A 23,252-nucleotide genomic window follows, 5' to 3' on the forward strand; every position below is an offset into this window, starting at 1 on the left:
GGTTTCGCCCTTTCAAAGGTGAAACCTAACACTTTACACTAATCTATCTGCCGCACTTCACCATTTTTCAATTGAAATTTGGCGCCTTCTTGCCAATGTGGCTGTTGTAACTGTTCTGCGGTAATTGCAGTAATAATAACTTGAGATTGACTCTCTTTTAGACGCTGTGCCAATAAAGCACGTTTATTAGGATCTAATTCCGAAGCAAAATCATCAATTAAAAAAATACAACGGCGCTGTTGTTGCTGCATTAAATGTTCGCCTTGTGCCAAACGCAAGGCGCACATTAGCAACTTTAATTGTCCACGTGACAAAATATCTTCCGCAGGTAGTCCATTAGCTTTAAATTTAAAATCAGCTCGCTGTGGGCCCGACATCGTGTAACCAACCGCCCGATCCCGCTCAAAATTACTCGCTAACAATTCCGCATACGGAATCTCTTTAGTCCAACCTTGGTAGAATTGCGCCTCAATCTCTATTTCAGGTAAAAACAACTGACAAGTGGCGCTAATCTCTTGTTTTAACGCTTCTGCATAATGCTGCCGCCACTCACTAATCTGTCCCGCGATATGATGTAATTGTTGATCCCAAATTTTGATTTGACTGTAATCAGTTACCTGTTGTAAAGCCGCATTGCGCTGTTTTAACAAACGATTGAGTGATGACCATAATGCGTGAAAACTGGGTTCAAGATGAAATAACCCCCAATCTAAAAATGCCCGTCGATAGCTCGGCCCGCCATTAATCAGTGTTAAACCTTCTGGTGTAATTAACTGCATTGGCAATAAATGCGCCAAATCTGCAATCTTATTACCATCTTCACCATTAATTCTAATAGTGCTTTCACCTTGACGTGTTTTTTGTAAACCTACTGACCAACTCGCTTGCTGATCCTCAATTTTGGCAAATAAAGTAAATTCAGGCTGATCGTAATGAATCACCCGCCCAACGACTGAACTTTTAAATGAACGACCATGCCCTAAAAAATAGATGGCTTCAAGCAGACTAGTCTTGCCGCTGCCATTATGCCCAATCAAAAAATTAAAGCCTGAGTCTAAGGTTAAACTCACAGCTTTAAGATTTCTAAAATGTTGAATATTCAGTTGGGATAAAGCCATAACTATAAGCGCATTGGCATAATCACATACTCGGCATTACTTTCTGCACAATCTTCCATTAAACAGCTTGAAGTTGCATCGGTAAGACGGATTCTAACTGACTGGCATTTTAAGGCATTTAAGACATCTAAAATGTAACTCACATTAAAACCAACTTCCATTGGCTCACCTGTATAGCTAACATCAATCACTTCTTCTGCTTCTTCTTGATCCGGATTTTGCGCCAAAATCTTCAATTGATTTGCTTCAATGATTAAACGTACTCCGCGGAAACGTTCATTGGATAAAATAGCTGCACGTACACAAGCCTGTTTCAATGAATTCCAATCTACTTCCAAAATACGATCAGCATTTCTTGGTAACACTCGACGATAGTCAGGGAAACGTCCATCAATCAATTTACAGGTGAAAATAATATTTGCTAAATGAACTTGAATATTATTTTGTCCCATACAGACACGCACCACTTCACTATTGCTGTCTAACAAGCGCATCAACTCTAGCACACCTTTACGTGGTACGATAATTGAATAATCCGGTACATTTTGCGCTAATTGAATACCGCATACCGCCAAACGGTGACCATCTGTTGCTACTGTACGCAATACTCCATTTTCAGTTTCAAATTTCATTCCATTGAGGAAATAACGCGCATCTTGATTCGCCATTGAGAATTGCGTTGCTTCCATTACACGACGCAATACTGATTGTTCAAGATTTAGTTCTACCTCAACATCTAATTGCGTTAAATTTGGATAACTTTCCGCAGGCAAAGTCGCTAAATTAAATTTACTGCGTTCTGCTGTTACCAATACTCGATCATTCTCATAATTTACGGTGATTTCAGCATCATCATTTAATGAACGGCAAATATCTAAAAACTTACGTGCTGGAATAGTAAAAACACCATCTTCACTTGCCGAAGTCAATTGCACAAAAGTTGATAACTCCACTTCAAGATCAGAACCAGTCAAAGTTAAACGATCACCAGCAATCTGTACTAAAATATTATTTAGCACCGGTAAAGATGGACGACTACTTAAAACACCACATACCTGTTGTAAGGGTTTCAATAAATTTTCTCTTGCTACGATAAATTGCATAAGCCCACCTTAAGTTGATAACGTTCTGATCAGATTGGCATAATCTTCACTGATATTATTGTCTGAATCCCGTAATTCTGCGATCTTACGGCAAGCGTGTAACACTGTAGTATGATCGCGATCGCCAAAAGCTCGCCCAATTTCCGGCAAACTATGATTGGTTAATTCTTTTGATAGCGCCATCGCCATTTGACGCGGACGCACGACTGAACGCGCTTTGCTTTTCGATTTTAAATCCGCCACTTTAATGCGATAACGTTCAGCCACCACTTTTTGAATATTATCTAAGGTTACTGAACGATCATGCACCGCCAGCATATCCTTTAATGTTTCACGCACAAAATCAATGGTAATTGGCTGCCCAGTAAAATTAGCGTTAGCACTGACCCGATTTAATGCCCCTTCTAATTCACGTACATTAGTACGCAATTTTTGTCCGATAAAAAAGGCAACCTCTTCAGGTAAAACAATATTGCTCTCTTCTGCCTTCTTCAACAAAATCGCCACGCGAGTTTCTAATTCAGGTGGCTCAATTGCTACGCTTAATCCCCAATTAAAACGGGATTTTAAACGCTCTTCGATCTTATCAATCTCTTTAGGGTAGCGATCTGAAGTTAAAATAATTTGCCGCCCACCTTCAAATAAGCTATTAAAAGTATGGAAAAACTCTTCTTGTGATCCCTCTTTACCGGCAAAGAATTGAATATCGTCAATTAATAACGCATCTAGCGAACGATAGAATTTCTTAAATTGTTCAATACTTTCCGACTTTAATGCTTTTACTAATTCTTGGACAAAACGTTCAGAATGGATATACACCACTTTCGCATCTGGTTTGTTTTTTAAAATACCATTACCAATTGCGTGCAATAAGTGTGTTTTCCCTAGTCCAGTACCACCATATAAAAACAGCGGGTTATAACCTTCATCACCAATTTTTTCCGCTACTTTCTGCGCCACAACACGTGCTAATTGGTTCGATTTCCCTTGTACGAAATTGTGAAACTCATATTTAGGATTTAAGTTAGTTTTAAATTTTTTTGCTTGATTTGTGGTATTTTGCACCAAATTTGTCGGAGCAGTATTTTCCGTCACCGGTGCTACTTCACGCACCGGACGCGTTCCTTCACGTACCCGAACAGCAAATTGTGGATTTGCGGTAAGAAAATGCACAATTTCTTCTATTTGTACTAAATATTTATCTTGTACCCAATCGCGCACAAACCGATTTGGCGCATAAAGCACCATTGTATTTTCTGTAATATCTGCTTGTAATGGCCGAATCCATGTACTGAAATCAAGCTGGCTAATTTTATCTTGCAGCTGTAACAGGCAACTTTGCCAAAGGGAAGATAATTTGTGCTGTTCCATAGGTGTGTAATTATTAATTGTTATCTAAACTTTTCAATGTTCCATCTCAAACCGACCGATATCATACAATAAACTCACTATAAGATCTTCTCAAAAGATCAATTTTTCTTTCGCTTCTCTTTTATGATTTATCCGATTTATACTTATCAGCACTCGCTAAAACAAGAAAAAGCGAATTTTTCTGTTTATCCATTTGACGAATTGCCAATTTCTGATTAGAATTGCGTCCTCTTTTTATTGTAACTTTTTGTTTTAATATCACTGACTGCACTCAAGTCAACGCTGAGTTATGTCTTTTTTCAATATTAAAACGTCAATTTTATTAGGTAGATAAGAAAATGAAACGTACTTTCCAACCTTCTGTGTTAAAACGTAGTCGTACTCACGGTTTCCGTGCGCGTATGGCAACTAAAAAAGGTCGTCAAGTTTTAGCTCGTCGTCGTGCTAAAGGTCGTGCGCGTTTAAGTGCATAATCTGCTGATTACCGAGTGTCTAAGCTAGGATTTTCAAGGGAGTTACGTTTGTTAACTCCCATTCAATTTAACTTCGTATTCCAACAACCTTTCAGAGCCTCTTTACCTGAAATTTCAATTATTGCTCGTCCAAACACGTTGCAACATCCTCGATTAGGTCTAACCGTTGCCAAAAAATATGTCAAACGTGCCAACCAGCGCAATCGTATCAAACGTATTTGTCGTGAAAGTTTCCGTTTACAACAGCATCAATTACCTAATTATGATTTCATTGTGATTGCACGTAAAGGCATTAAAGAGTTGGATAATGCGATGTTATTCAAGGCATTGGATAAATTATGGCAGCGGCATCTACGCTTATCAAAAAAGGGTTAATTGGCATTATCCGCTTTTACCAGCTGGTTATTAGTCCATTAATTGGTCCTCGTTGTCGTTTCACACCCACTTGCTCTCAATATGGTATTGAAGCAATTCAAACGCATGGAGTAATAAAAGGGGGTTGGCTTACAGTGAAGCGTATATTAAAATGTCATCCTTTTGGTTCATCAGGCTATGATCCTGTGCCGCCATCTATTGATAACCATAAACCACAGAGAAAAAAATAATGGACTCAAGACGTAGTTTACTTGTAATTGCATTGCTCTTTATCTCATTCTTGATTTATCAACAATGGGAAATCGACAATAATCCTCAACTTGCACAAACTCAAACACAAACGCAAACTGATTCATCAGCAACGACTGCAAATGATACTCCTGCTAGTTCAGCAGCGGTAGCAGATAGCAGCAGCAAACAAGGCCGTATTATCACAATCGAAAGTGATGTTTTACGCCTTAAAATTAGTACTGTTGGTGGTGATGTGGTTGGTGCAGATTTACTGAAATATGATGCAGAATTACATTCAAAAACCCCATTCGCTTTATTAAAAGACACACCTGAACACGTTTATATCGCGCAAAGTGGTTTAATTGGCGCTAACGGTAGTGATACCGTTGCTGGTCGTGCTGATTATCAAGTGGATGGTGATCATTTCTCATTAGCTCAAGGTCAAAATGAAATTAGCGTACCATTCACTTTCACCAAAGATGGTGTAACTTATCGTAAAATTTTCACCTTAACTCGTGATAGCTACGATGTGAAAGTAAACGTAGAAGTAACCAATAACAGCGGCGCTAATATTCAAGTACAACCTTATGCACAATTGAAACATACTTTGGTTGAAAGCTCTGGTAATATTGCAATGCCAACCTATACAGGCGGCGCTTACTCTTCATCAGAGACCAACTATAAAAAATACTCTTTTGATGATATGAAGAAAGACAACCTTGCTATCAAAACAAAACAGGGTTGGGCTGCAATTTTACAACACTATTTCGTATCTGCGTGGGTACCTAACCAGGATGCAGAAAATCAACTTTATTCATCAACACAAGATAATTTCGCTTATATCGGTTATCGTGGTCCTGTTACCACTATCGCAAATGGTGCAACTGATACCATTAAGAGCCAACTTTGGGTAGGGCCTAAATTACAAAATCAAATGGAACAAGTTGCTCCACATCTTGATTTGACTGTAGATTATGGCTGGGCATGGTTTATTGCAAAACCGCTATTCAAATTACTACAATTTATTCAAAGCTTAGTACACAACTGGGGTCTAGCAATTATCGGTGTTACTCTTGTCGTTAAAGCTATTCTTTATCCTTTAACCAAAGCGCAATACACTTCAATGGCGAAAATGCGTATGTTACAGCCAAAAATTCAAGAATTGCGTGAACGCTTCGGTGAAGATCGTCAAAAGATGAGTCAAGAGATGATGAAGCTTTACAAAGAAGAGAAAGTAAATCCTCTTGGCGGTTGTTTACCAATATTGCTACAAATGCCAATCTTTATTGCGCTTTACTGGACATTCTTAGAAGCAGTGGAATTACGTCACGCACCATTCTTTGGTTGGATCCAAGACTTAGCGGCGCAAGATCCTTACTACATTCTGCCGTTATTAATGGGTGCATCAATGTTCTTATTACAAAAGATGTCCCCAACACCAGTGGCAGATCCAATGCAACAAAAAGTAATGACCTTTATGCCAGTGATGTTTACTTTCTTCTTCCTCTGGTTCCCATCAGGTCTAGTGCTTTACTGGTTGGTATCTAACCTTATCACCATTGTTCAGCAACAACTGATTTATCGAGGATTAGAGAAAAGAGGCTTACACTCTCGTAAAAAATAAATGGTAATGATTGAGGCATCTTAACTAAGATGCCTCAAGTTTATGACACTCAAATATATCCAAGTATTATGATAGAAAACGATACAATTGTAGCTCAAGCCACACCACCGGGACGCGGTGGTATTGGTATTTTGCGCGTTTCCGGCCCATTAGCAACAGAAGTAGCACAACAAGTATTGGGGAAATGCCCTAAACCAAGAATGGCTGATTATCTGCCATTTAAGGATGTTGATGGTACGACACTTGACCAAGGCATTGCGTTGTTTTTCAAAGCACCAAACTCTTTCACTGGAGAAGATGTGCTTGAATTACAAGGACATGGTGGACAAGTCATTCTTGATTTATTACTCAAACGGATTCTACAAATTAATGGTGTGCGCTTAGCTCGACCTGGTGAATTTTCAGAACAAGCTTTTTTAAATGATAAGATTGATTTAGCCCAAGCTGAAGCGATTGCTGATTTAATTGATGCAAGTTCTGAACAAGCGGCCCGTTCTGCCCTAAAATCATTACAAGGTGAATTTTCCACTCAAGTTCATCAATTAGTTGAACAATTAATTTATTTACGTACCTACGTGGAAGCTGCAATTGACTTCCCTGATGAAGAGATTGATTTTCTGGCTGATGGAAAAATAGAAGGCTTGTTAAATCAAATCATTGAACAAGTGGCAACAGTACAAGCACAAACAAAACAAGGTTCGTTACTACGAGAAGGTATGAAAGTCGTGATTGCTGGTCGCCCAAATGCTGGAAAATCCAGTTTATTAAACGCATTAGCTGGTCGAGATGCTGCAATTGTTACTGATATTGCGGGCACTACACGTGATGTATTGCGTGAACATATCCATTTAGATGGTATGCCACTTCATATTATTGATACTGCAGGTTTACGCGCTGCGACTGATGAAGTTGAGCGCATTGGTATTGAACGTGCATGGCAAGAAATTGAACAAGCAGATCGTGTGCTTTTTATGTTGGATAGCACTACCACTACTGAAACATTGCCAGAAAAAATTTGGCCAGAATTTATGTCCAAATTACCTGATTCTATTCCAGTAACCATTATTCGCAATAAAGCAGATATTAGTGGTGAAACTGAAGGTATTACACAAAATGGTAACTATACAACCATTACCTTATCAGCCAAAACGCAACAAGGCATACAATTACTCAAAGAACATTTGAAAGAAAGCATTGGTTATCAAACAGTGACTGAAGGCGGTTTCCTTGCTCGTCGTCGTCATTTAGAAGCACTTAACAAAGCTGCTGAACACTTGCAATTAGGCCATATTCAATTAACTCAATTTTATGCAGGTGAATTATTAGCAGAAGAATTGAAAATGGCGCAAAATGCCTTGAGTGAGATTACTGGTGAATTTACCTCTGATGATCTACTCGGTAATATCTTTAGTTCATTCTGTATCGGTAAATAATCTTTTAGCACAGAAAAAAATTGCGTGGCTGATACCACGCAATTTCCACATTAATTAAAACTCTTACTTAACCCATCTTCCACTAACTCTTCATCACGATCTTTCTCAGAAACACGTAAACGCGCAAAATAATCCTTAGTTTCTGCAATGATCACTTTACGCAAGCCGATTAATGCAATTAAGTTAGGAATCGCCATTAAGCCATTTACAATATCAGCTAGGCTCCAAATCACATCTAACTTAATAAATGCACCGCCTGCAATTAAAATAATGAAACAAGTGCGGAAAACTTTAATTCCTTTAATACCAGCTAAATAGACAAAACAACGCTCGCCATAATAACACCAGCCAAGAATCGTGGTAAACGCAAAGAATAACAAACCAATAGTTACTATCGTTGCACCAATACTATTACCTAATCCTTGTGCAAAAGCGAGGTTCGTTAATGCCGCACCAGCCACATCTGATTGCCAAACACCAGTAATCACAATGACCAATCCTGTCATCGTACAAATGATGATGGTATCAAAGAAAGTACCTGTCATTGAAATTAGACCTTGACGTACTGGCTCTTGCGTTTGCGCAGCCGCTGCTGCAATTGGTGCACTACCTAATCCAGATTCATTTGAGAAAATACCGCGCGCCATACCAGATTGGATTGCTTTTAACACCGTAAAGCCTAACACACCACCTAAAGCCGCTTCAGGATTAAAGGCACTATGAATCACTAACGCTAACGCTGTTGGCACCACTTGCCAATTCATAACTAAAATGACTACTGATGTGCCGACATATAACACCGCCATAAAAGGCACGATTAATGAAGATACTACGGCTATGCGATTCACGCCACCCAAGATAATCATCGCCACTAAAATTGTCATCACAATTGCCGTAACCACAGTTGAGATACCAAAAGTATCATTCATTGCATGGGTAATCGCATTAATTTGTGGGAAAGTCCCAATTCCAAAGAAAGCAACCATCACACCAAAAATCGCAAACAATTTTGCTAACCATTTAATGCCTAAACCGTACTCAATGTAATACATTGGTCCGCCAGACATAAAACCATTTTTATCTTTGGTACGATATTTCACCGCCAATAAACACTCGGCATATTTGGTTGCCATACCAAAAAATGCCACGATCCACATCCAGAAAATGGCTCCTGGCCCACCAGCTTGAATTGCAGTAGCCACCCCAACAATATTTCCTGTTCCAATCGTTGCTGATAATGCCGTACATAATGCAGCAAATGCAGATACATCTCCTTCGCCTGTATTACCTTTTTTGAAAATATATTTAAGCGCTCGTGGTAACGCCCAGATTTGTAGAAAACCTAAACGAAAACTGAAATAAATACCTGTACCCGCTAATAAAATAAGTAAGGGTGGTCCCCAAACAAAGCTATCAATAGCTGCTAATATTTCATTGAAACTCATGACTTCCTCGTAAATAAAAAAGCTAAATACAAGGAGTAGAAAAGAATAAAGAAAAATATCGAGAATCGATATTATGAAATGGTGATTAATCTTTCCTGCCCCTGTCCTTTTGCCTGAGCGTTTCAAGAATAAAGCTATTCTCTTGCGCCTTCGGCGTCCGTTTATGACGGATCTCTCCAAGGGTTCGTCCAGTAACAGTCCATGCTGTAAACAGCGCCTGAAAGATTTTACCTCGTCGGCGTGGAGTCAATTCTCCACTCTCCAGCTACCTTCATCCGAACTCGTATTTCAACAATAGCGTTGAAATACGGCGGAAATTCTAACAAGTTATTGATAACAGCTCAAGCTGCAATCTATTTAAGATTATAATAATTTTACCAAACGGTTCAGATCTGCCTGAATTGCACCGGCTGTCATCTTCACACCGGCACTTGGCCCATGAATCACTAATGGATTATCGCGATACCATAGGCTTCTAATTAAGAAAATATTCTCACCTGGTAATACCCTACCAATCGGATCATCACTACCGCAAATCTCTAAACCAATTTTTGATTGCCCATTAGCTAGAAAACGCACCACATAACGCAACACGCCATGTTCCTCTTTGGCATCATGATAATGTTCATTAATAAAAGGTTCGATCTCATGTAACTGCTCAAAGAAATCAGTTAGCGGTAATTCCAACATTGATTCTGGGATCAATGATTCAACTTTGACATCGGTACGATCCAAATCATATCCGGCAGTTCTCGCCACAATCAGTAATTTACGTAACGCATCTAAACCACATAAATCTTCTCGCGGATCACGTTCAGTCATTCCCTGTTGCCATGCCTGTTCCAACAACATTGAGAACGGTACCGAACCATCATATTGATAGAACAGCCAAGCCAATGTACTCGAGAAAGTACCTTCAATTGATAACACCGTATCGCCACTTTCCACTAAATCATGAATAGTGGTATTAATCGGTAAACCACCACCAACAGTTGCGTTATACAACCAATAACTACCTGATTGCAAAAATGCTGCCTCAATCTGATGATACTTATCAAGATCAAACGCTGCTGCACGTTTATTAGCGCTGATCACATGGAAACCATATTTGGCGTAATCAGGATAATGTGCCGCCACTTCATCACTATTAGTGAAATCCAAAATCACTAACTCATCAAAAGGGTGCATACTCATCCATTGCGTTAATTCATCCGGTACAAATTCACGTGCTTGTTGCTCAAATTGGTTATCCCAATTATTTTCTTTAATCTGCGGTAGCAATCCTTGATGATCCAACCAAGCCTTTTGGCTAGATACAATACCAATTAAGGAAAAGTCAAAATGACTCCGCGCAGCAATCTTCTCTTGTTCTTGACGGAACAGATTCACCCACGTTTTCGCCACTTCTCCCTTTCCTAATACCACTAAACCTACTGTCTTATGCGCTCTAAAGAGATCATCATGAACGTTACGTAATAATTCACGACTTACAGATTGGCGCATAATCGCAACCACACTGATATTATCATCAGACTGCCACATAAATTCTAATGGTTGTGTTTTTAACATTTGTGAAAAACGCAACATTTGTAATGAATTCTGACAAACACCTGCGCCAACAATGCCTAACAATGACAAATCATAACGAATCGAAATAGAGTCTGTAATTAGTGGCAATTGTTTAAATTGCATAAACGCTGTATCAATATATTCATTGGTATAAACCAAACGTAAAGTACGACTGCTCTCAACAAATTGCTCAACTAAGGCATCAAGCTGATACTCCTGCAACCAAGCTCGAAAACGTTGTAACCAACTCTGCAATACTTGATTTTGTGGAATCACCAATTCAATCCAACCAATATGATTATGAAAAGTGACAATCTTACCTTGCGCCGATGAAGAATAGACATGTTCGACACGCGTTGTACCTTCGTTAGGTTTTAAACTACTGCGTAATTGCAGTTTTAATTGAAACTCTCTAACTGGTTCTAATGTACGGCTATGTAAAACTGGCGCACCTAAACGAGCCAATTCATTAGCTTCATCAAGACGTAATAATGGTAATAAGGTGGCATTTTTCACATAACGAGGATCAGCAGAATAAACTCCCGCAACATCACTCCAAATAGTAACATTCTCAATATCCGCCAAACCTGCAATTTGTGTTGCTGAATAGTCAGAACCGTTACGCCCTAACAGCACTGTTTCTCCATCTGCATTACGGCTGATAAAACCAGTAATAATCAAACGTTTATCAGGATAGGCATCTAAAATAGTTTGTAAGCGCCTTTTACTTGGTGCAACACGTACTTTCGGTAACACTGTACGTTCCGCCATCATAAAATCACGTGCATCAACAAATACTGATGGAATACCTTGTTGATTTAAATATGCAGTGACTAAACGAGTGGACCAAATTTCACCATGCCCCACCACTTCCGCATAAATGGCTTCACTAAAAGGTTTATCTAATAATGCGGACAAATAGAGTGTATCATCAACAAATGCTTGAGCGACCTCTTCCGGATGGTTTAATAACGCATTAACTAAAGAGAGATATTGATGACGCAAACTTTGCAAAATACGGTTGGCACTAACAGTATCTTTATGTGAGGCTTCCACCCATTCAATTAATAAATTAGTGGTTTTTCCTATCGCCGAGATTACGATGATATCTGTTTCTCTACTATAATTTTGAATAATCGAGGCGACTCCTCGAATGCAATCCACATTGGCTAAACTACTGCCACCAAATTTATGAACTTGATAACGAGAAACAGTCTGCATCATTAACCTCCTTCCAATGGCGATATACAGAAACGCTGCGTATTCTAACACAATACTTCGCTAACTCCGCACAACAAAATAGAGGAAATAAAGAAATCTAGATGTCTTTAAGGCTAGATTGTCATCACCACTAATTTTGATTAAAATACTACACATTGTGTGGAATTAAGAGGAAATTCATCATGGCGGATTGGGATGGTAAATATATTAGTCCTTATGCAGAACATGGCAAAAAAAGCGAACAAGTAAAAAAAATTACAGTATCCATTCCAATTAAAGTATTGGAAATTTTGACTAATGAACGCACTCGTCGTCAAATTCGTAATCTACGCCATGCTACTAATAGTGAATTACTTTGTGAGGCTTTTCTCCACGCATTTACTGGTCAACCGCTACCGACTGATGAAGATTTATTAAAAGATCGACACGATGAAATTCCTGAAGATGCTAAAGTGTTAATGCGTGAAAAAGGCATTGATCCTGATACTTGGGAATATTAATCACCTCTTATGCTTAGGATAAAAACATAACTATCTCCTTTAATGTTCACTAATTACTCTTGTTTTTATCCTAAATTTCTCTCCATTGCACCAAATTAACTTGATATACATCAAACAGCTAGTTTCAATTATTCGTTAGAATGTCAAACCTTTTAACAGGGTTAGAAATCTTTCTTATTTAGATTTAGAATAAATAACCATCGAACAGAAGTTAGGAAGTCGTGATTATGTCTGTTTATCCTCTTCATCAATTAGCAAAACATCAACAAGCTTATATTAAAGATATTATTGATAATCCAGTTTTTGGTTCACAAGATCGTTCTGTTAGTCGTCGTTTAGCCGACTTAGGATTTTCATCACATCGACCAGTAACCATTATTGCCAAAGGATTATTAGGAAAAGGTCCTTATGTTGTACGCCTTGATAACCACTCACAATTCTCTTTACGCAAGGCAGAAGCAGCGAAAATTATCTGTTATTTAAAATAAAAATTTATTATGACAACTCATCTCAATTTTGCCTTAATCGGTCCACCAAATTGTGGAAAAACTGTTTTATTTAATGCTTTAACTGGATCAAATGCTCGTATTGCAAACTACCCAGGTGTAACCGTAGATAGACGTGAAGGTACATTATTAGGACATCAACACGTTACTATTCTTGATTTACCTGGTACATATAGTTTACATACTACCAGTCCGGACGAAGAGGTATCCCGTAATGTATTACTTGGTCATTTTGGTGATATCCCCGATGCAATCATTGCCGTTGCAGATGCAACGAATTTAAGAATGACTTTACGTATGGCATTGGAATTAAAATCTCTAGGGCTACCAATGATCATTTCGCTAAACTTATATGATGTTGCAGTAGCACGTGGCCTGAAAATCAATACCGTCAAAATGTCTGAATTACTTGGTGTGCCAGTAATTGATACTGTTGCTGTGAGTAAACAAGGTGCAGCAAAAGTGAAAACTGCAGTTGAAACTTTAATTACTCAAGTTACACCGACAAAAAAAACAACTACTGAATTAGAACAAATCACTGATAATTTAGATAGCGAACAACTTTTCCAACAAGTCGATCAAATTCTGACGAGCTGTGTGCAAAACAGCAATGACTTACCACGCTGGCACCAAACATTGGATCATATCTTCTTACATCCAGTTTGGGGATTACTCACCTTAATCATTGTGATGTTATTAATGTTCCAAGCGGTTTATACCTGGGCAGCACCTTTTATGGATCTAATCGAAGCCGGTTTCGGTTGGTTTGCTGAATGGGTAGCCTCTACGCTACCAGAAGGAATTGTTCGTGATTTACTTGTTGACGGCGTTATCGCTGGTATCAGCAGCGTATTGGTCTTTTTACCACAAATCACCATTCTTTTTGCGTTACTGCTTATTTTGGAAGATTCAGGTTACTTACCACGTGGCGCTTATTTACTAGATAGCTTCTTAGCTAAAAGTGGTTTATCAGGGCGTTCCTTTATTCCATTACTCTCAGGTTTCGCTTGTGCTGTACCTGCGATTATGTCTGCAAGAACGATTACTGATCCGCGTGAACGCTTAGTCACTATTGCCATTGCACCACTGTTAACTTGTTCTGCGCGACTACCTGTTTATGCACTGATCATTGCTGCAGTAATTCCAGATCGCCAAGTTTGGGGCATTTTCAATTTACAAGGGTTAACATTATTTGCTCTTTATGCCATTGGCGTAATTTCTGCTGGCTTCATTGCATTTATTTTGAAACTCTTCGCTAAACATAAAGGTAAAGTACAGCAATTCCCATTGCTGATGGAATTACCAACTTACCGTATGCCAAATTTTAGACATATTCTAATCACTCTTTGGGAACGTGTTAGCGCTTTCTTAAAACGCGCTGGAACTATTATTTTCGCACTCAGTATTATTCTTTGGGTATTAGTGAGTTTTCCGACTGCACCAGAACAAGCAGCAGCACCAGCCATTGATTACAGTTTCGCCGGCATGCTAGGGCATTATTTAGAACCTATTTTCCGTCCAATTGGTTTCACTTGGGAAATGTGTATCGCTATGGTGCCGGGAATTGCTGCGCGTGAAGTCGTTGTCGCTGCATTAGGTACAGTATATGCTGTGGGTTCGGTGTCTGAAGAAGCAGCACAACAATTCTTGATTCCATTAATTCATAATAATTGGGGTTTACCGACTGCGCTTTCATTCTTGGCCTGGTATGTGTATGCACCGATGTGTATGGCAACCTTAGCGGTGATTAAACGTGAAACTAAATCAACGAAACAGACTTTGCTAATTACGCTATATCTTTCTGTATTAGCTTATCTGTTCGCTTATATCGTTTATCATCTCGCATTAGGAACGGGCTTATGATCCAATATCTTATTGTGGCAGGATTATTTATTGGTGCCATCGCCTATTTGATTTACCACTTTAAACAAAAACGTGCGAAAGGTAATTCATGTGGCGACTGTTGCCGTTGCGGAACATCAACAAAACAAAAATCTTGTCATTAACATCAATTATTAGAGTACATTATCTACAAATAATGTACTCTTATCATATTGAAAAATATTAATATTTAGTTTTATCACTTTTATTCTGCCATAATTCAAATGCGGCAATTGCTTCATTTGGCAATATTCTCTCTGCATGTAAGCGGCGATTTTCAGGTTTAAGTGCTAACTCTTCATAAATAAAAGCATCATCAAAACCAATTTCCGCTGCATTATCTTTATTGTTGCCATAATACATCCGGTCTAAATGTGCCCAATAAATTGCCCCTAAACACATTGGACAAGGTTCACACGAGGTATAAATTTCATATCCACTTAAATCAAATGTCTGTAATTTTTCACACGCAGCACGAATTGCACTGACTTCAGCATGAGCGGTAGGATCACAATTCGCGGTTACTCGATTCATTCCTGTGGCAACAATTTCGTTATTTTTCACAATAACTGCAGCAAAAGGACCACCTCCATTTTTAACATTTTCAACAGAAAGGGCGATGACCTTTCGCATCAACTCATTTTTTGTCATTTTTAGCTCCTTAAATATTAGGAAACTTTCACTTTCAAGATACTACTTTTATTGAGGAATACCTAGCGAAAGGTAGCAAAATTTACCACTAAAGAGTTAAAAAAATATCTGCCAAATTTTGTCGAAAAAATAATATTTTTTCGTAGCAATGCGCTATTTTTAAGCACTTTTATTAAATTTTTATTAATTTTTTGAGAATGAGATCAACTTTTTAAAAAAATCTGCTTTACTAAAATTTAGCATTTAAATAATCTTGTTGACGCATTAACACAACTCACTCATACACATATAGAGGTAGGCCTATGAAAAAAACTATGTTTAAAGTTCTTGCTACTGTTGCTGCATTCGGAGCTATTTTCTCAGGAAGCGCATTAGCAGCAGATCCAATTGTTATTAAATTCTCTCACGTTGTTGCTGATGATACTCCAAAAGGTCAAGGCGCTTTATTATTCAAAAAATTAGTTGAAGAAAAATTCCCAGGTAAAGTAAAAGTTGAAGTTTATTCAAACTCATCTCTCTATGGTGATGGTAAAGAAATGGAAGCATTATTGCTCAACAACGTACAAATGCTCGCTCCATCTCTTGCTAAATTTGATAAATATACTCCGAAAATTCAATTATTCGATCTACCATTCCTTTTCGATGATATCCAAGCAGTAGAACGTTTTGAAAAGAGTGACGCAGGTAAAAGCTTACTTAACAGTATGAAAGATAAAGGTATTATTGGTTTAGGTTACTGGAACAATGACCTTAAACAACTTTCTGCTAACAAAAAATTAGTCTTACCTAAAGATGCTCGTGGTTTGAAATTCCGCGTACAAAACTCTGAAGTTCTCGATGCGCAATTCAAACAACTTAATGCTGTACCACGTAAAATGGCATTTGGTGAAATGTATCAAGGTTTACAAACTGGGGTAGTAAATGGTGCTGAAAACCCATACTCAAATATCTACTCACAAAAAATCAATGAAGTACAAAAATACATTACTGAATCTAACCACGGTTTGCTCTCTTACATGGTTATCGTAAACAGTAAATTCTGGGATGGTTTACCAGAAGATGTTCGTAACGGCTTAATGGAAGTTATGGCTACCGTCAGTGATGACGTAAACAAAAAATCACATGAATTTAATCTTGCTGATAAACAACGTATCCTTGATGCAAAAACCACAGAAATCATTACTTTAACGCCTGAACAAAGAAAAGAATGGCGTGATGCAATGCGTCCTGTCTGGAAAAAATTTGAAGATAAAATCGGTGCAGATTTAATCAAAGCAGCCGAAGAATCTAATCAAAAATAATCTGTAAAAATACAAAGTGCGGTAGCCATACCGCACTTTCTCTGCTCAAGTTTGTAAGGAGCATCTATGCAACACTTTAATTACCTCTGGGGAAAACTCGAGGAGTTCATGATTGCATTTTCCCTAGCCTTAATGACTTTGGTCACATTCGTCTATGTTATGTTCAACAATCTTTATACTCCTTTCTATGACCTAGCGGATGCATACCCAAGTTTAGAATCAATCTTAGTTCCTATTGCAACATTCTGTATGACAGTCGCACAAGAAATGACTTGGAGTGTTGCTTTAACAAAATTATTTTTTGCTATGTTAATCTTTTTCGGCGCCTCTTATGGCGTTCGTACTGCGGGTCATATTGGAATCGATGCTATCGTTAAAAAATTCAGCACACCAGTGCAACGATATATCAGTATTTTTGCTTGTCTTACCTGCTTAATTTATGCAGGTATCATTATGGTAGCAAGCGTAGATTGGGTGAAAGCATTATTAATTGCCAATGTCGGCGCAGAAGATTTACAACATTTCGGTATTCAACTCTGGCACATTGGTATGATTATTCCAATTGGATATTTCATGATCTTCGGTCGCTTTGTTGAAATCTTTGTTCGCTTATTACAAGGTAAACAAAATGATCTTGGTTTAGCTGATGAAGCGAAAGATGCTGTAAAACTACAAGATTCTGAAGAATGAGCTAAGGAGTAATCTATGACAGTTGTTTTCTTATTTGCATGTTTATTCTTCTTAATGTTTATCGGTGTACCAATTGCCGTTGCATTAGGATTATCAGGTTCTCTAGTCATTATATTATTTAGCCAAGATTCCATCAGCTCTGTTGCTATCAAGCTATTTGAAACTTCAGAACACTACACTTTATTAGCAATTCCATTCTTCCTACTTGCAGGAGCCTTTATGACTACCGGTGGTGTAGCGCGCCGTTTGATCGATTTTGCCAACGCAACCGTAGGGCATATTCGTGGTGGTTTAGCCATTGCTTCCGTATTGTCTTGTATGTTGTTCGCAGCACTTTCAGGATCAAGCCCAGCAACAGTGGCTGCCGTAGGTTCAATTGCGATTGCTGGTATGGTCAGATCGGGTTATCCAGTAGAATTTGGTACTGGTATCGTCTGTAACGCAGGTACTTTAGGAATCTTAATTCCACCATCAGTGGTAATGGTGGTTTATGCGGCTGCGACTGAATCTTCTGTGGGCCGTCTATTTATGGCTGGTGTGGTGCCTGGATTACTCCTTGGTGTCGTTTTAATGGTTGCTATCTATATCGTAGCACGTTTAAAAAATCTTCCAGCATTACCAAGAGCTAGCGTAAGAGAATGGTTTAGGGCGGCAAGAAAAGCATTATGGGGATTGATCTTAATGGTCATTATCCTTGGTGGTATTTATAGCGGTGCATTTACGCCAACAGAAGCTGCTGCTGTTGCTGCGGTTTACTCTTTCTTTGTATCAGTCTTTATTTATAAAGATATTAAACTTAAAGAGTGTCCTAAAGTATTGCTTGAAGCTGGTAAGTTAAGCATTATGCTGATGTTTATCATTGCTAACGCTATGCTATTTGCCCACGTATTAACCACAGAACAAATTCCACAACAATTAACTCAACTTGTAACTGAAATGGATTTACAAGCTTGGCAGTTCTTAATTGTGGTTAATATTGTGTTATTAATTGCTGGTGCTTTCATGGAACCATCTGCAATTATCTTAATTTTAGTACCGATTCTTTTCCCTATTGCAACACAACTTGGTATCGATCCAATTCATCTCGGTATCATTATGGTTGTAAATATGGAAATCGGTATGATTACACCGCCAGTTGGTTTGAACCTCTTCGTATCTTCTGCAATTACGGGATTATCTTTACCGCAAGTTATTCGTGCAGCAACACCTTGGTTATTACTAATGTTGGCGTTCCTAATTGCAGTTACCTATATACCAGCAATTTCGCTCGCATTACCAAACTGGATTGGTGCGGTATAAATTAAGGTATCTATCACTATAAAGGCGCAATTATTATTGCGCCTTTTTCATAAGTAATTTACCTAAACTCTATAACGAAATAACCCAGCATTTCTGCTGGGTTATCTATCATTTATTTTCGTCATATTGTTTTAAGATGACATACATTTCATCTTTTAAACGTAATTTCATTTTCTTTAATGTTTCGATTTCCTCTTGGGTACCATATTCAATTTTATCTATCATATTTTGTATTTTATGATCGAGTTCATTATGCTCATCAAATAACTTGGCAAAATGCTTATCTTGATTTTTTAAGACACTAATTAGGTCGCGATATTCTGGAAACATAATTTTCTCCTCTGGATAATTTCTCACCATTAATATAGCGTTTTTCCTAAATAGCTGCTGTGAACAACATCACACTTTACCTATTTCCTGCTTAATTTTCTGTAGTAATGCTGTACAACATTCATCTAACAACGCATAAGTTTCAGCGAAATTTCTGGTGTACCAAGGATCTGGAATATGATCTTTCACCAGTTGCGGACACAGTTCTGTAATTTTGAACAACTTTTCTGGATGATAACCAAACAATGCATTGAGATCTTCCATATTGCTATCATCCATACCAAGAATATAGTCAAAATGTTGAACATCTTGTGCTTTGATTTGCCTGCTACGAAAACCATTACTTTCAATTTTATGTAGTTCTAGCATATCAGCAGTACCACAATGCATACCTTCTCCGCTATGCCATCCTGCTGTACCCGCACTATCTACACTAATATATTGATTCAAACCTGCTTGTTGTACTTTATGTTTAAAAATAAACTCTGCCATTGGTGAACGACAAATATTCCCCAAGCAAACAAATAACACATTGATTTTCTTCATTTTCAATCCCAAAACTATCCAATAAAAAAGGCAGATTAAACTGCCTTTTCCTTAATATAGCAAGTATTAAATCAGCTTAACCACCCTAATTCATACACAATAAATAATAGAGCAAAAACTGTTAGATATAACAACCCAATGATAGAAAGCCAATATAATGCGCCTTTCACACGTTGTTCACCTTGTTTTCCTTTTAATGCCAGCAATAAATTCAAAGTAGCGAAAATAGGAGTTGTTACAAAAGAAGCAATCATCGCGAATTTTAACATTGGTCCTAATGCATTATTAAAGAAGAAAATGATCATCGCGCCAGCAGCGGTGGCTAAAATAAATGAAATATTTAGATAAGTCGCTCTTGTTCCTTTTTTGTGCAATAACAACCGTAAGCTTTCAACATTAGTACGTGAATAACCATCAATCACAGTCAAAGTAGTACCAAACATACAAAGGAAAGCAATTAAAGCGATTAAACCTTTTGCCCACTCACCGATTGTTGCAGAATACATTCCTATCAATTGCGCAATATATTTACCGCCAACCATCTCTACAGGGACACCAGATCCATATTGTACTAACGCACCTAACGCTAAAAAAATAATCGCTAAAATTGCTGTGCCAATATAACCGACATTAAAATCAAAAATACCATCACGATAAGAAACTTGCGTAATACGTTTTTTCGCAACAACCCACATCGAATTGATCGCCGAAATTTCAATAGGTGCAGGCATCCATCCCATTAAAGCCACAATAAATGCTAATGCCCCCAATTGCCATGGACTTTCACTCACATATCCTTCCGGCGCCACTCCACCTCGAAAAGCTGCAATTCCCACTGCTAATACTGTAGCCACTGTTAGACAGATCATAACCAATTTAGATAAACCATCCAGCAAGCGATATTGACCTAATAACAAAATACCAAGACTGACGATCAAAACCGTTAAACTTAAAGTAGGCACCGGTAATGGCAATACGAAAGATAAAATAACCGCAGACAACAACGCCACTGCTGCTGCATTAATCATGGTGGCAAAAATATTTAATAAAAAGAAAATCCACAGATAAAATGTTCCTTTCTCTTTATACCCCTCTAACAACGTTTTATTTGTATCTAAAGTGTATTGCACACCAAATCGGAAAAAAGGATATTTAAAAAGATTAGCCAGAATAATAATAATGGCTAGTTGCCATCCATAAATTGCACCTGATTGAGTTGATGCGATCAAATGTGATCCACCAACCGCTGCTGATGCCATTAAGATACCTGGACCTAACGCCGAAAGACGACTTTTGATAGTAGATGGTTGTTCACCCATAGTGATTGTGTTCATTATTTATTCTCTTTTTTTGTACTCAATTAATGTTATCGAAAAAATAACAGCACAAAAGAATTTAGAGATCAACACAATGAAATTCCCTATATTCCAACTAAATATTTATAAAAAACTATCTTTTTATAATTTATAAGAATAAAAAAATTGGATTATCTCATAGTAAAGAGATTTGTTTGTCATCTAAAATTATCATTAGGGTTTAATTTTTTTAATGAAAATACCTAAAGAAAAATCTAGTTGCTGATTATTTAGACTATTGACGACAAATATTGTGATAGCACTTTGTTATTTCAGACAAAAAAGTTTCACTAATTGCTAAAGTTTCAAGTACAATCTCCACTTCACCAAATTAAGCTCAATTTTTATGTTACTCACAATTCTTTATTTAATTGGTATTACTGCTGAAGCTATTACCGGGGCCCTTGCTGCTGGCCGCGAAAAAATGGATATTTTTGGCGTTATTATTATTGCTTCCGTTACTGCTATTGGCGGTGGTTCAGTACGTGACGTTCTATTAGGGCACTATCCTTTAGGCTGGGTAAAACATCCTGAATACATTGCTATTGTAGCTGGTGCAGCAGTACTCACTATTATTATTGCGCCACTCATGCGTTACCTAAAAGCAGTGTTCTTAATTCTTGATGCCTTAGGTTTAATTGTATTTTCCATTCTTGGTGCCCAGGTCGCTTTAGATATGGGGCATGGCTTTATTATTGCCTCCGTAGCAGCAATTATCACTGGCGCATTCGGTGGTGTCTTGCGTGATTTACTTTGTAACCGTATTCCTTTAGTGTTTCAAAAAGAGCTTTATGCCAGTATCGCCTTTCTAGCAACAGCAATTTATATTGGTTTACAACAAACTCATATTCCACAAGATATTGTGATTTTAATTACTCTTGCTGCTGGATTTATTTCTCGCTTACTAGCTATTCGTTTTGGTCTAGGTTTACCTGTATTCGACTATCAAGAGGATAAAAATTGGTCTTGGGTAGATAAATTACCGAAGAGGAAAAAATAGATAATGAACGAAATCACTTTTTATCAATGTTTTAAAACCAATATTTTAAATGGCAGTAAGACCATTACCATTCGTGATGCCAGTGAAAAAGATTTCATTATTGGTAGCATCATTGATGTTTTCACCTATGAACAACATCAATGGTTCGCCAAAATCAAAATTTTGGCGATTACCCCGATTATGTTTCAAGAACTGAATGAACACCATGCGGCACAAGAAAATATGACCTTGCCAGAGTTACAACAAGTTATCCGTAATATTTATCCAAATACCGATCAACTTTATGTCATTCACTATCAATTAGTCACTGCTGATGAAACAGAACGCTGACGCCAATAAGTGGCAAATTTAGGCTTACCTTTGGCAGTTTCCCCGCGATATTTATAGGTAATGACACTGCCAATTGCTGGCGGATTTGCACGATCTGCCAACAAAAAACCAGAACCAATTTTAAAAGTACCGCGATGATTCTCACAAGTCAGTGATCCCATTACATTATGAAATTGCCCTTTGCCTTTATGATGTGCAATAACTGTGCACTCTTCATCTTGATAACGTTTTAATTTCAAGATTTGGCTACTACGACCAACAACATAACGTGCATTAGGATTACGTACTACAATCCCTTCACCACCTAATTTATCTACCTGATCTAAAAACTGTTCGATATCTTGCTTATGCTTAATCGGTAATTGCGTAATAATCTCAATATAGGGCGACGGATGCGTCGTTAGATAATCTTGCAACACTTGTAAACGCTGGAATAGATTTCCTTCTGCCTGCGGTACATCAAAGACATATAATTTCAATTTATGCCAACCTTTATCGCCAGAACTACGAGTAATGCTGGAAATCTCTTCAAATTTTCCACGCTCACTAAATAACTCACCATCAATCGCAAAAGGTGGGAATTGTTCAATAAAATAAGCTGGTGGGTGTAAAGGGTTATCTTGTCGAGTTAATAATTGTTTACCTGTCCAATAACCTCTTACACCATCCAACTTTTCACTCATTACCCAACCAGCTACGTCTTGATCCCGATACTCCTGTAATAACATCATCGTATCTTTTGCCATTACTGTAGTAATCGCAATGAAATAACATAATAGATAATAACAATAACGCATAACACTCCTCCCCAAGCCAATGCAACATAATAAATTGAGAAGAAATTGACTGTGATTTCTAGATAAAAATGTGAGCTAACTCGAAGAAATAAAATTAACTAAA

24 protein-coding genes and 1 riboswitch are annotated in these 23,252 nt (G+C 37.8%); of the genes, 14 read left to right on the top strand and 10 right to left on the bottom strand.

Annotation, left to right across the window (positions count from 1 at the left end; translation table 11 throughout):
• Positions 1-38: 38 nt before the first annotated feature.
• From recF to dnaA, 3 genes are read right to left on the bottom strand one after another with little or no spacing between them, the layout of a single operon-like run.
• Positions 39-1,118 carry a DNA replication/repair protein RecF gene (gene recF, locus QS62_RS10280; RefSeq protein ID WP_066109792.1) on the bottom strand — a complete coding sequence of 360 codons (1,080 nt, stop codon included), beginning with the start codon at positions 1,116-1,118 and terminating at the stop codon, positions 39-41.
• Positions 1,119-1,120: 2 nt separating this feature from the next.
• Positions 1,121-2,221, bottom strand: coding sequence for a DNA polymerase III subunit beta (gene dnaN / locus QS62_RS10285; RefSeq protein ID WP_066109796.1), 1,101 nt, complete (start codon positions 2,219-2,221; stop codon positions 1,121-1,123).
• A 9-nt stretch (positions 2,222-2,230) separates the two neighbouring features.
• The gene (gene dnaA / locus QS62_RS10290) at positions 2,231-3,592 is read right to left on the bottom strand and encodes a chromosomal replication initiator protein DnaA (RefSeq protein WP_066109799.1); all 1,362 of its coding nucleotides are present in this window, start codon (positions 3,590-3,592) and stop codon (positions 2,231-2,233) included.
• Between the two features lie 338 nt (positions 3,593-3,930).
• Here dnaA and rpmH point away from each other — a divergent pair, with 338 nt between their 5' ends.
• From rpmH to mnmE, 5 genes are all read left to right on the top strand, one after another.
• Positions 3,931-4,065: a 50S ribosomal protein L34 gene (gene rpmH, locus QS62_RS10295; RefSeq protein ID WP_013745661.1), complete on the top strand. Its 135-nt coding sequence runs from the start codon at positions 3,931-3,933 to the stop codon at positions 4,063-4,065.
• A 15-nt stretch (positions 4,066-4,080) separates the two neighbouring features.
• Complete coding sequence (gene rnpA, locus QS62_RS10300) at positions 4,081-4,440, top strand: ribonuclease P protein component (RefSeq protein WP_082966185.1); 360 nt, start codon at positions 4,081-4,083, stop codon at positions 4,438-4,440.
• Entirely contained in the window at positions 4,404-4,670 is a 267-nt protein-coding gene (yidD, locus tag QS62_RS10305) for a membrane protein insertion efficiency factor YidD (protein WP_066109804.1), read from the top strand. The genes rnpA and yidD overlap by 37 nt, the downstream gene beginning before the upstream one ends.
• Positions 4,670-6,295, top strand: a complete 1,626-nt coding sequence (gene yidC, locus QS62_RS10310) for a membrane protein insertase YidC (protein ID WP_066109807.1) — start codon at positions 4,670-4,672, stop codon at positions 6,293-6,295. The genes yidD and yidC overlap by 1 nt, the downstream gene beginning before the upstream one ends.
• 68 nt (positions 6,296-6,363) lie before the next feature.
• Positions 6,364-7,728 carry a tRNA uridine-5-carboxymethylaminomethyl(34) synthesis GTPase MnmE gene (gene mnmE, locus QS62_RS10315; RefSeq protein WP_066109869.1) on the top strand — a complete coding sequence of 455 codons (1,365 nt, stop codon included), beginning with the start codon at positions 6,364-6,366 and terminating at the stop codon, positions 7,726-7,728.
• A gap of 50 nt (positions 7,729-7,778) precedes the next feature.
• Here the strand turns inward: mnmE and QS62_RS10320 are convergent, their stop codons facing one another.
• Together QS62_RS10320 and metL are read right to left on the bottom strand one after the other, a co-directional pair.
• The gene (locus tag QS62_RS10320; RefSeq protein WP_066109810.1) at positions 7,779-9,173 is read right to left on the bottom strand and encodes an alanine/glycine:cation symporter family protein; all 1,395 of its coding nucleotides are present in this window, start codon (positions 9,171-9,173) and stop codon (positions 7,779-7,781) included.
• A 91-nt stretch (positions 9,174-9,264) separates the two neighbouring features.
• Positions 9,265-9,363: riboswitch (glycine riboswitch) on the bottom strand.
• Between the two features lie 173 nt (positions 9,364-9,536).
• Positions 9,537-11,966: a bifunctional aspartate kinase/homoserine dehydrogenase II gene (gene metL, locus QS62_RS10325; protein WP_156550121.1), complete on the bottom strand. Its 2,430-nt coding sequence runs from the start codon at positions 11,964-11,966 to the stop codon at positions 9,537-9,539.
• Positions 11,967-12,145: 179 nt separating this feature from the next.
• Here metL and metJ point away from each other — a divergent pair, with 179 nt between their 5' ends.
• From metJ to QS62_RS11900, 4 genes are all read left to right on the top strand, one after another.
• The gene (gene metJ, locus QS62_RS10330; RefSeq protein ID WP_066109817.1) at positions 12,146-12,463 is read left to right on the top strand and encodes a met regulon transcriptional regulator MetJ; all 318 of its coding nucleotides are present in this window, start codon (positions 12,146-12,148) and stop codon (positions 12,461-12,463) included.
• A gap of 227 nt (positions 12,464-12,690) precedes the next feature.
• Positions 12,691-12,951 carry a FeoA family protein gene (locus QS62_RS10335; protein ID WP_066109821.1) on the top strand — a complete coding sequence of 87 codons (261 nt, stop codon included), beginning with the start codon at positions 12,691-12,693 and terminating at the stop codon, positions 12,949-12,951.
• Between the two features lie 9 nt (positions 12,952-12,960).
• Positions 12,961-14,832, top strand: a complete 1,872-nt coding sequence (feoB, locus tag QS62_RS10340; protein ID WP_066109824.1) for a ferrous iron transport protein B — start codon at positions 12,961-12,963, stop codon at positions 14,830-14,832.
• Positions 14,829-14,975, top strand: a complete 147-nt coding sequence (locus tag QS62_RS11900) for a FeoB-associated Cys-rich membrane protein (RefSeq protein ID WP_082966186.1) — start codon at positions 14,829-14,831, stop codon at positions 14,973-14,975. The genes feoB and QS62_RS11900 overlap by 4 nt, the downstream gene beginning before the upstream one ends.
• A 58-nt stretch (positions 14,976-15,033) precedes the next feature.
• Here QS62_RS11900 and QS62_RS10345 read toward each other — a convergent pair whose 3' ends face one another.
• Positions 15,034-15,501, bottom strand: coding sequence for a nucleoside deaminase (locus QS62_RS10345; RefSeq protein WP_066109830.1), 468 nt, complete (start codon positions 15,499-15,501; stop codon positions 15,034-15,036).
• 302 nt (positions 15,502-15,803) lie between these two features.
• Between QS62_RS10345 and QS62_RS10350 the strand changes: the two genes are divergently transcribed.
• The 3 genes from QS62_RS10350 to dctM all read left to right on the top strand — a co-directional run bounded on the left by QS62_RS10350 (position 15,804) and on the right by dctM (position 18,791).
• The gene (locus QS62_RS10350) at positions 15,804-16,802 is read left to right on the top strand and encodes a TRAP transporter substrate-binding protein (protein WP_066109833.1); all 999 of its coding nucleotides are present in this window, start codon (positions 15,804-15,806) and stop codon (positions 16,800-16,802) included.
• Positions 16,803-16,868: 66 nt separating this feature from the next.
• The gene (locus tag QS62_RS10355; protein WP_066109835.1) at positions 16,869-17,492 is read left to right on the top strand and encodes a TRAP transporter small permease; all 624 of its coding nucleotides are present in this window, start codon (positions 16,869-16,871) and stop codon (positions 17,490-17,492) included.
• A 15-nt stretch (positions 17,493-17,507) separates the two neighbouring features.
• Positions 17,508-18,791 (top strand): C4-dicarboxylate TRAP transporter large permease protein DctM, encoded by a 1,284-nt coding sequence (gene dctM, locus QS62_RS10360; protein ID WP_066109838.1) that lies wholly within the window; start codon positions 17,508-17,510, stop codon positions 18,789-18,791.
• Between the two features lie 108 nt (positions 18,792-18,899).
• Here the strand turns inward: dctM and QS62_RS10365 are convergent, their stop codons facing one another.
• The 3 genes from QS62_RS10365 to QS62_RS10375 all read right to left on the bottom strand — a co-directional run bounded on the left by QS62_RS10365 (position 18,900) and on the right by QS62_RS10375 (position 21,001).
• Positions 18,900-19,121 (bottom strand): YdcH family protein, encoded by a 222-nt coding sequence (locus QS62_RS10365; RefSeq protein WP_066109841.1) that lies wholly within the window; start codon positions 19,119-19,121, stop codon positions 18,900-18,902.
• A gap of 69 nt (positions 19,122-19,190) precedes the next feature.
• The gene (locus tag QS62_RS10370) at positions 19,191-19,667 is read right to left on the bottom strand and encodes a low molecular weight protein-tyrosine-phosphatase (protein WP_066109844.1); all 477 of its coding nucleotides are present in this window, start codon (positions 19,665-19,667) and stop codon (positions 19,191-19,193) included.
• 71 nt (positions 19,668-19,738) lie between these two features.
• Complete coding sequence (locus tag QS62_RS10375) at positions 19,739-21,001, bottom strand: NRAMP family divalent metal transporter (RefSeq protein ID WP_066109847.1); 1,263 nt, start codon at positions 20,999-21,001, stop codon at positions 19,739-19,741.
• Between the two features lie 367 nt (positions 21,002-21,368).
• Between QS62_RS10375 and QS62_RS10380 the strand changes: the two genes are divergently transcribed.
• Both QS62_RS10380 and yqfB read left to right on the top strand, forming a co-directional pair.
• Entirely contained in the window at positions 21,369-22,022 is a 654-nt protein-coding gene (locus QS62_RS10380) for a trimeric intracellular cation channel family protein (protein ID WP_066109850.1), read from the top strand.
• A 3-nt stretch (positions 22,023-22,025) separates the two neighbouring features.
• Positions 22,026-22,352 (top strand): N(4)-acetylcytidine aminohydrolase, encoded by a 327-nt coding sequence (gene yqfB / locus QS62_RS10385; RefSeq protein ID WP_066109853.1) that lies wholly within the window; start codon positions 22,026-22,028, stop codon positions 22,350-22,352.
• Here yqfB and QS62_RS10390 read toward each other — a convergent pair.
• A complete protein-coding gene (locus QS62_RS10390; RefSeq protein ID WP_066109855.1) occupies positions 22,319-23,149 on the bottom strand; it encodes a DNA ligase in 831 nt (276 codons plus the stop codon). The two genes, yqfB and QS62_RS10390, sit on opposite strands and share 34 nt — an antisense overlap.
• Positions 23,150-23,252 lie beyond the last annotated feature (103 nt).

The sequence above is a fragment of the Gallibacterium salpingitidis genome, assembly GCF_001678495.1.
GTDB lineage: Bacteria > Pseudomonadota > Gammaproteobacteria > Enterobacterales > Pasteurellaceae > Gallibacterium > Gallibacterium salpingitidis.

Bases quoted from the DNA above. Each gene is read 5' to 3' on its own strand.
- recF (WP_066109792.1), bottom strand. From the start codon at position 1,118: ATGGCTTTATCCCAACTGAATATTCAACATTTTAGAAATCTTAAAGCT.
- dnaN (WP_066109796.1), bottom strand. From the start codon at position 2,221: ATGCAATTTATCGTAGCAAGAGAAAATTTATTGAAACCCTTACAACAG.
- dnaA (WP_066109799.1), bottom strand. From the start codon at position 3,592: ATGGAACAGCACAAATTATCTTCCCTTTGGCAAAGTTGCCTGTTACAG.
- rpmH (WP_013745661.1), top strand. From the start codon at position 3,931: ATGAAACGTACTTTCCAACCTTCTGTGTTAAAACGTAGTCGTACTCAC.
- yidD (WP_066109804.1), top strand. From the start codon at position 4,404: ATGGCAGCGGCATCTACGCTTATCAAAAAAGGGTTAATTGGCATTATC.
- yidC (WP_066109807.1), top strand. From the start codon at position 4,670: ATGGACTCAAGACGTAGTTTACTTGTAATTGCATTGCTCTTTATCTCA.
- mnmE (WP_066109869.1), top strand. From the start codon at position 6,364: ATGATAGAAAACGATACAATTGTAGCTCAAGCCACACCACCGGGACGC.
- QS62_RS10320 (WP_066109810.1), bottom strand. From the start codon at position 9,173: ATGAGTTTCAATGAAATATTAGCAGCTATTGATAGCTTTGTTTGGGGA.
- metL (WP_156550121.1), bottom strand. From the start codon at position 11,966: ATGATGCAGACTGTTTCTCGTTATCAAGTTCATAAATTTGGTGGCAGT.
- metJ (WP_066109817.1), top strand. From the start codon at position 12,146: ATGGCGGATTGGGATGGTAAATATATTAGTCCTTATGCAGAACATGGC.
- QS62_RS10335 (WP_066109821.1), top strand. From the start codon at position 12,691: ATGTCTGTTTATCCTCTTCATCAATTAGCAAAACATCAACAAGCTTAT.
- feoB (WP_066109824.1), top strand. From the start codon at position 12,961: ATGACAACTCATCTCAATTTTGCCTTAATCGGTCCACCAAATTGTGGA.
- QS62_RS11900 (WP_082966186.1), top strand. From the start codon at position 14,829: ATGATCCAATATCTTATTGTGGCAGGATTATTTATTGGTGCCATCGCC.
- QS62_RS10345 (WP_066109830.1), bottom strand. From the start codon at position 15,501: ATGACAAAAAATGAGTTGATGCGAAAGGTCATCGCCCTTTCTGTTGAA.
- QS62_RS10350 (WP_066109833.1), top strand. From the start codon at position 15,804: ATGAAAAAAACTATGTTTAAAGTTCTTGCTACTGTTGCTGCATTCGGA.
- QS62_RS10355 (WP_066109835.1), top strand. From the start codon at position 16,869: ATGCAACACTTTAATTACCTCTGGGGAAAACTCGAGGAGTTCATGATT.
- dctM (WP_066109838.1), top strand. From the start codon at position 17,508: ATGACAGTTGTTTTCTTATTTGCATGTTTATTCTTCTTAATGTTTATC.
- QS62_RS10365 (WP_066109841.1), bottom strand. From the start codon at position 19,121: ATGTTTCCAGAATATCGCGACCTAATTAGTGTCTTAAAAAATCAAGAT.
- QS62_RS10370 (WP_066109844.1), bottom strand. From the start codon at position 19,667: ATGAAGAAAATCAATGTGTTATTTGTTTGCTTGGGGAATATTTGTCGT.
- QS62_RS10375 (WP_066109847.1), bottom strand. From the start codon at position 21,001: ATGAACACAATCACTATGGGTGAACAACCATCTACTATCAAAAGTCGT.
- QS62_RS10380 (WP_066109850.1), top strand. From the start codon at position 21,369: ATGTTACTCACAATTCTTTATTTAATTGGTATTACTGCTGAAGCTATT.
- yqfB (WP_066109853.1), top strand. From the start codon at position 22,026: ATGAACGAAATCACTTTTTATCAATGTTTTAAAACCAATATTTTAAAT.
- QS62_RS10390 (WP_066109855.1), bottom strand. From the start codon at position 23,149: ATGCGTTATTGTTATTATCTATTATGTTATTTCATTGCGATTACTACA.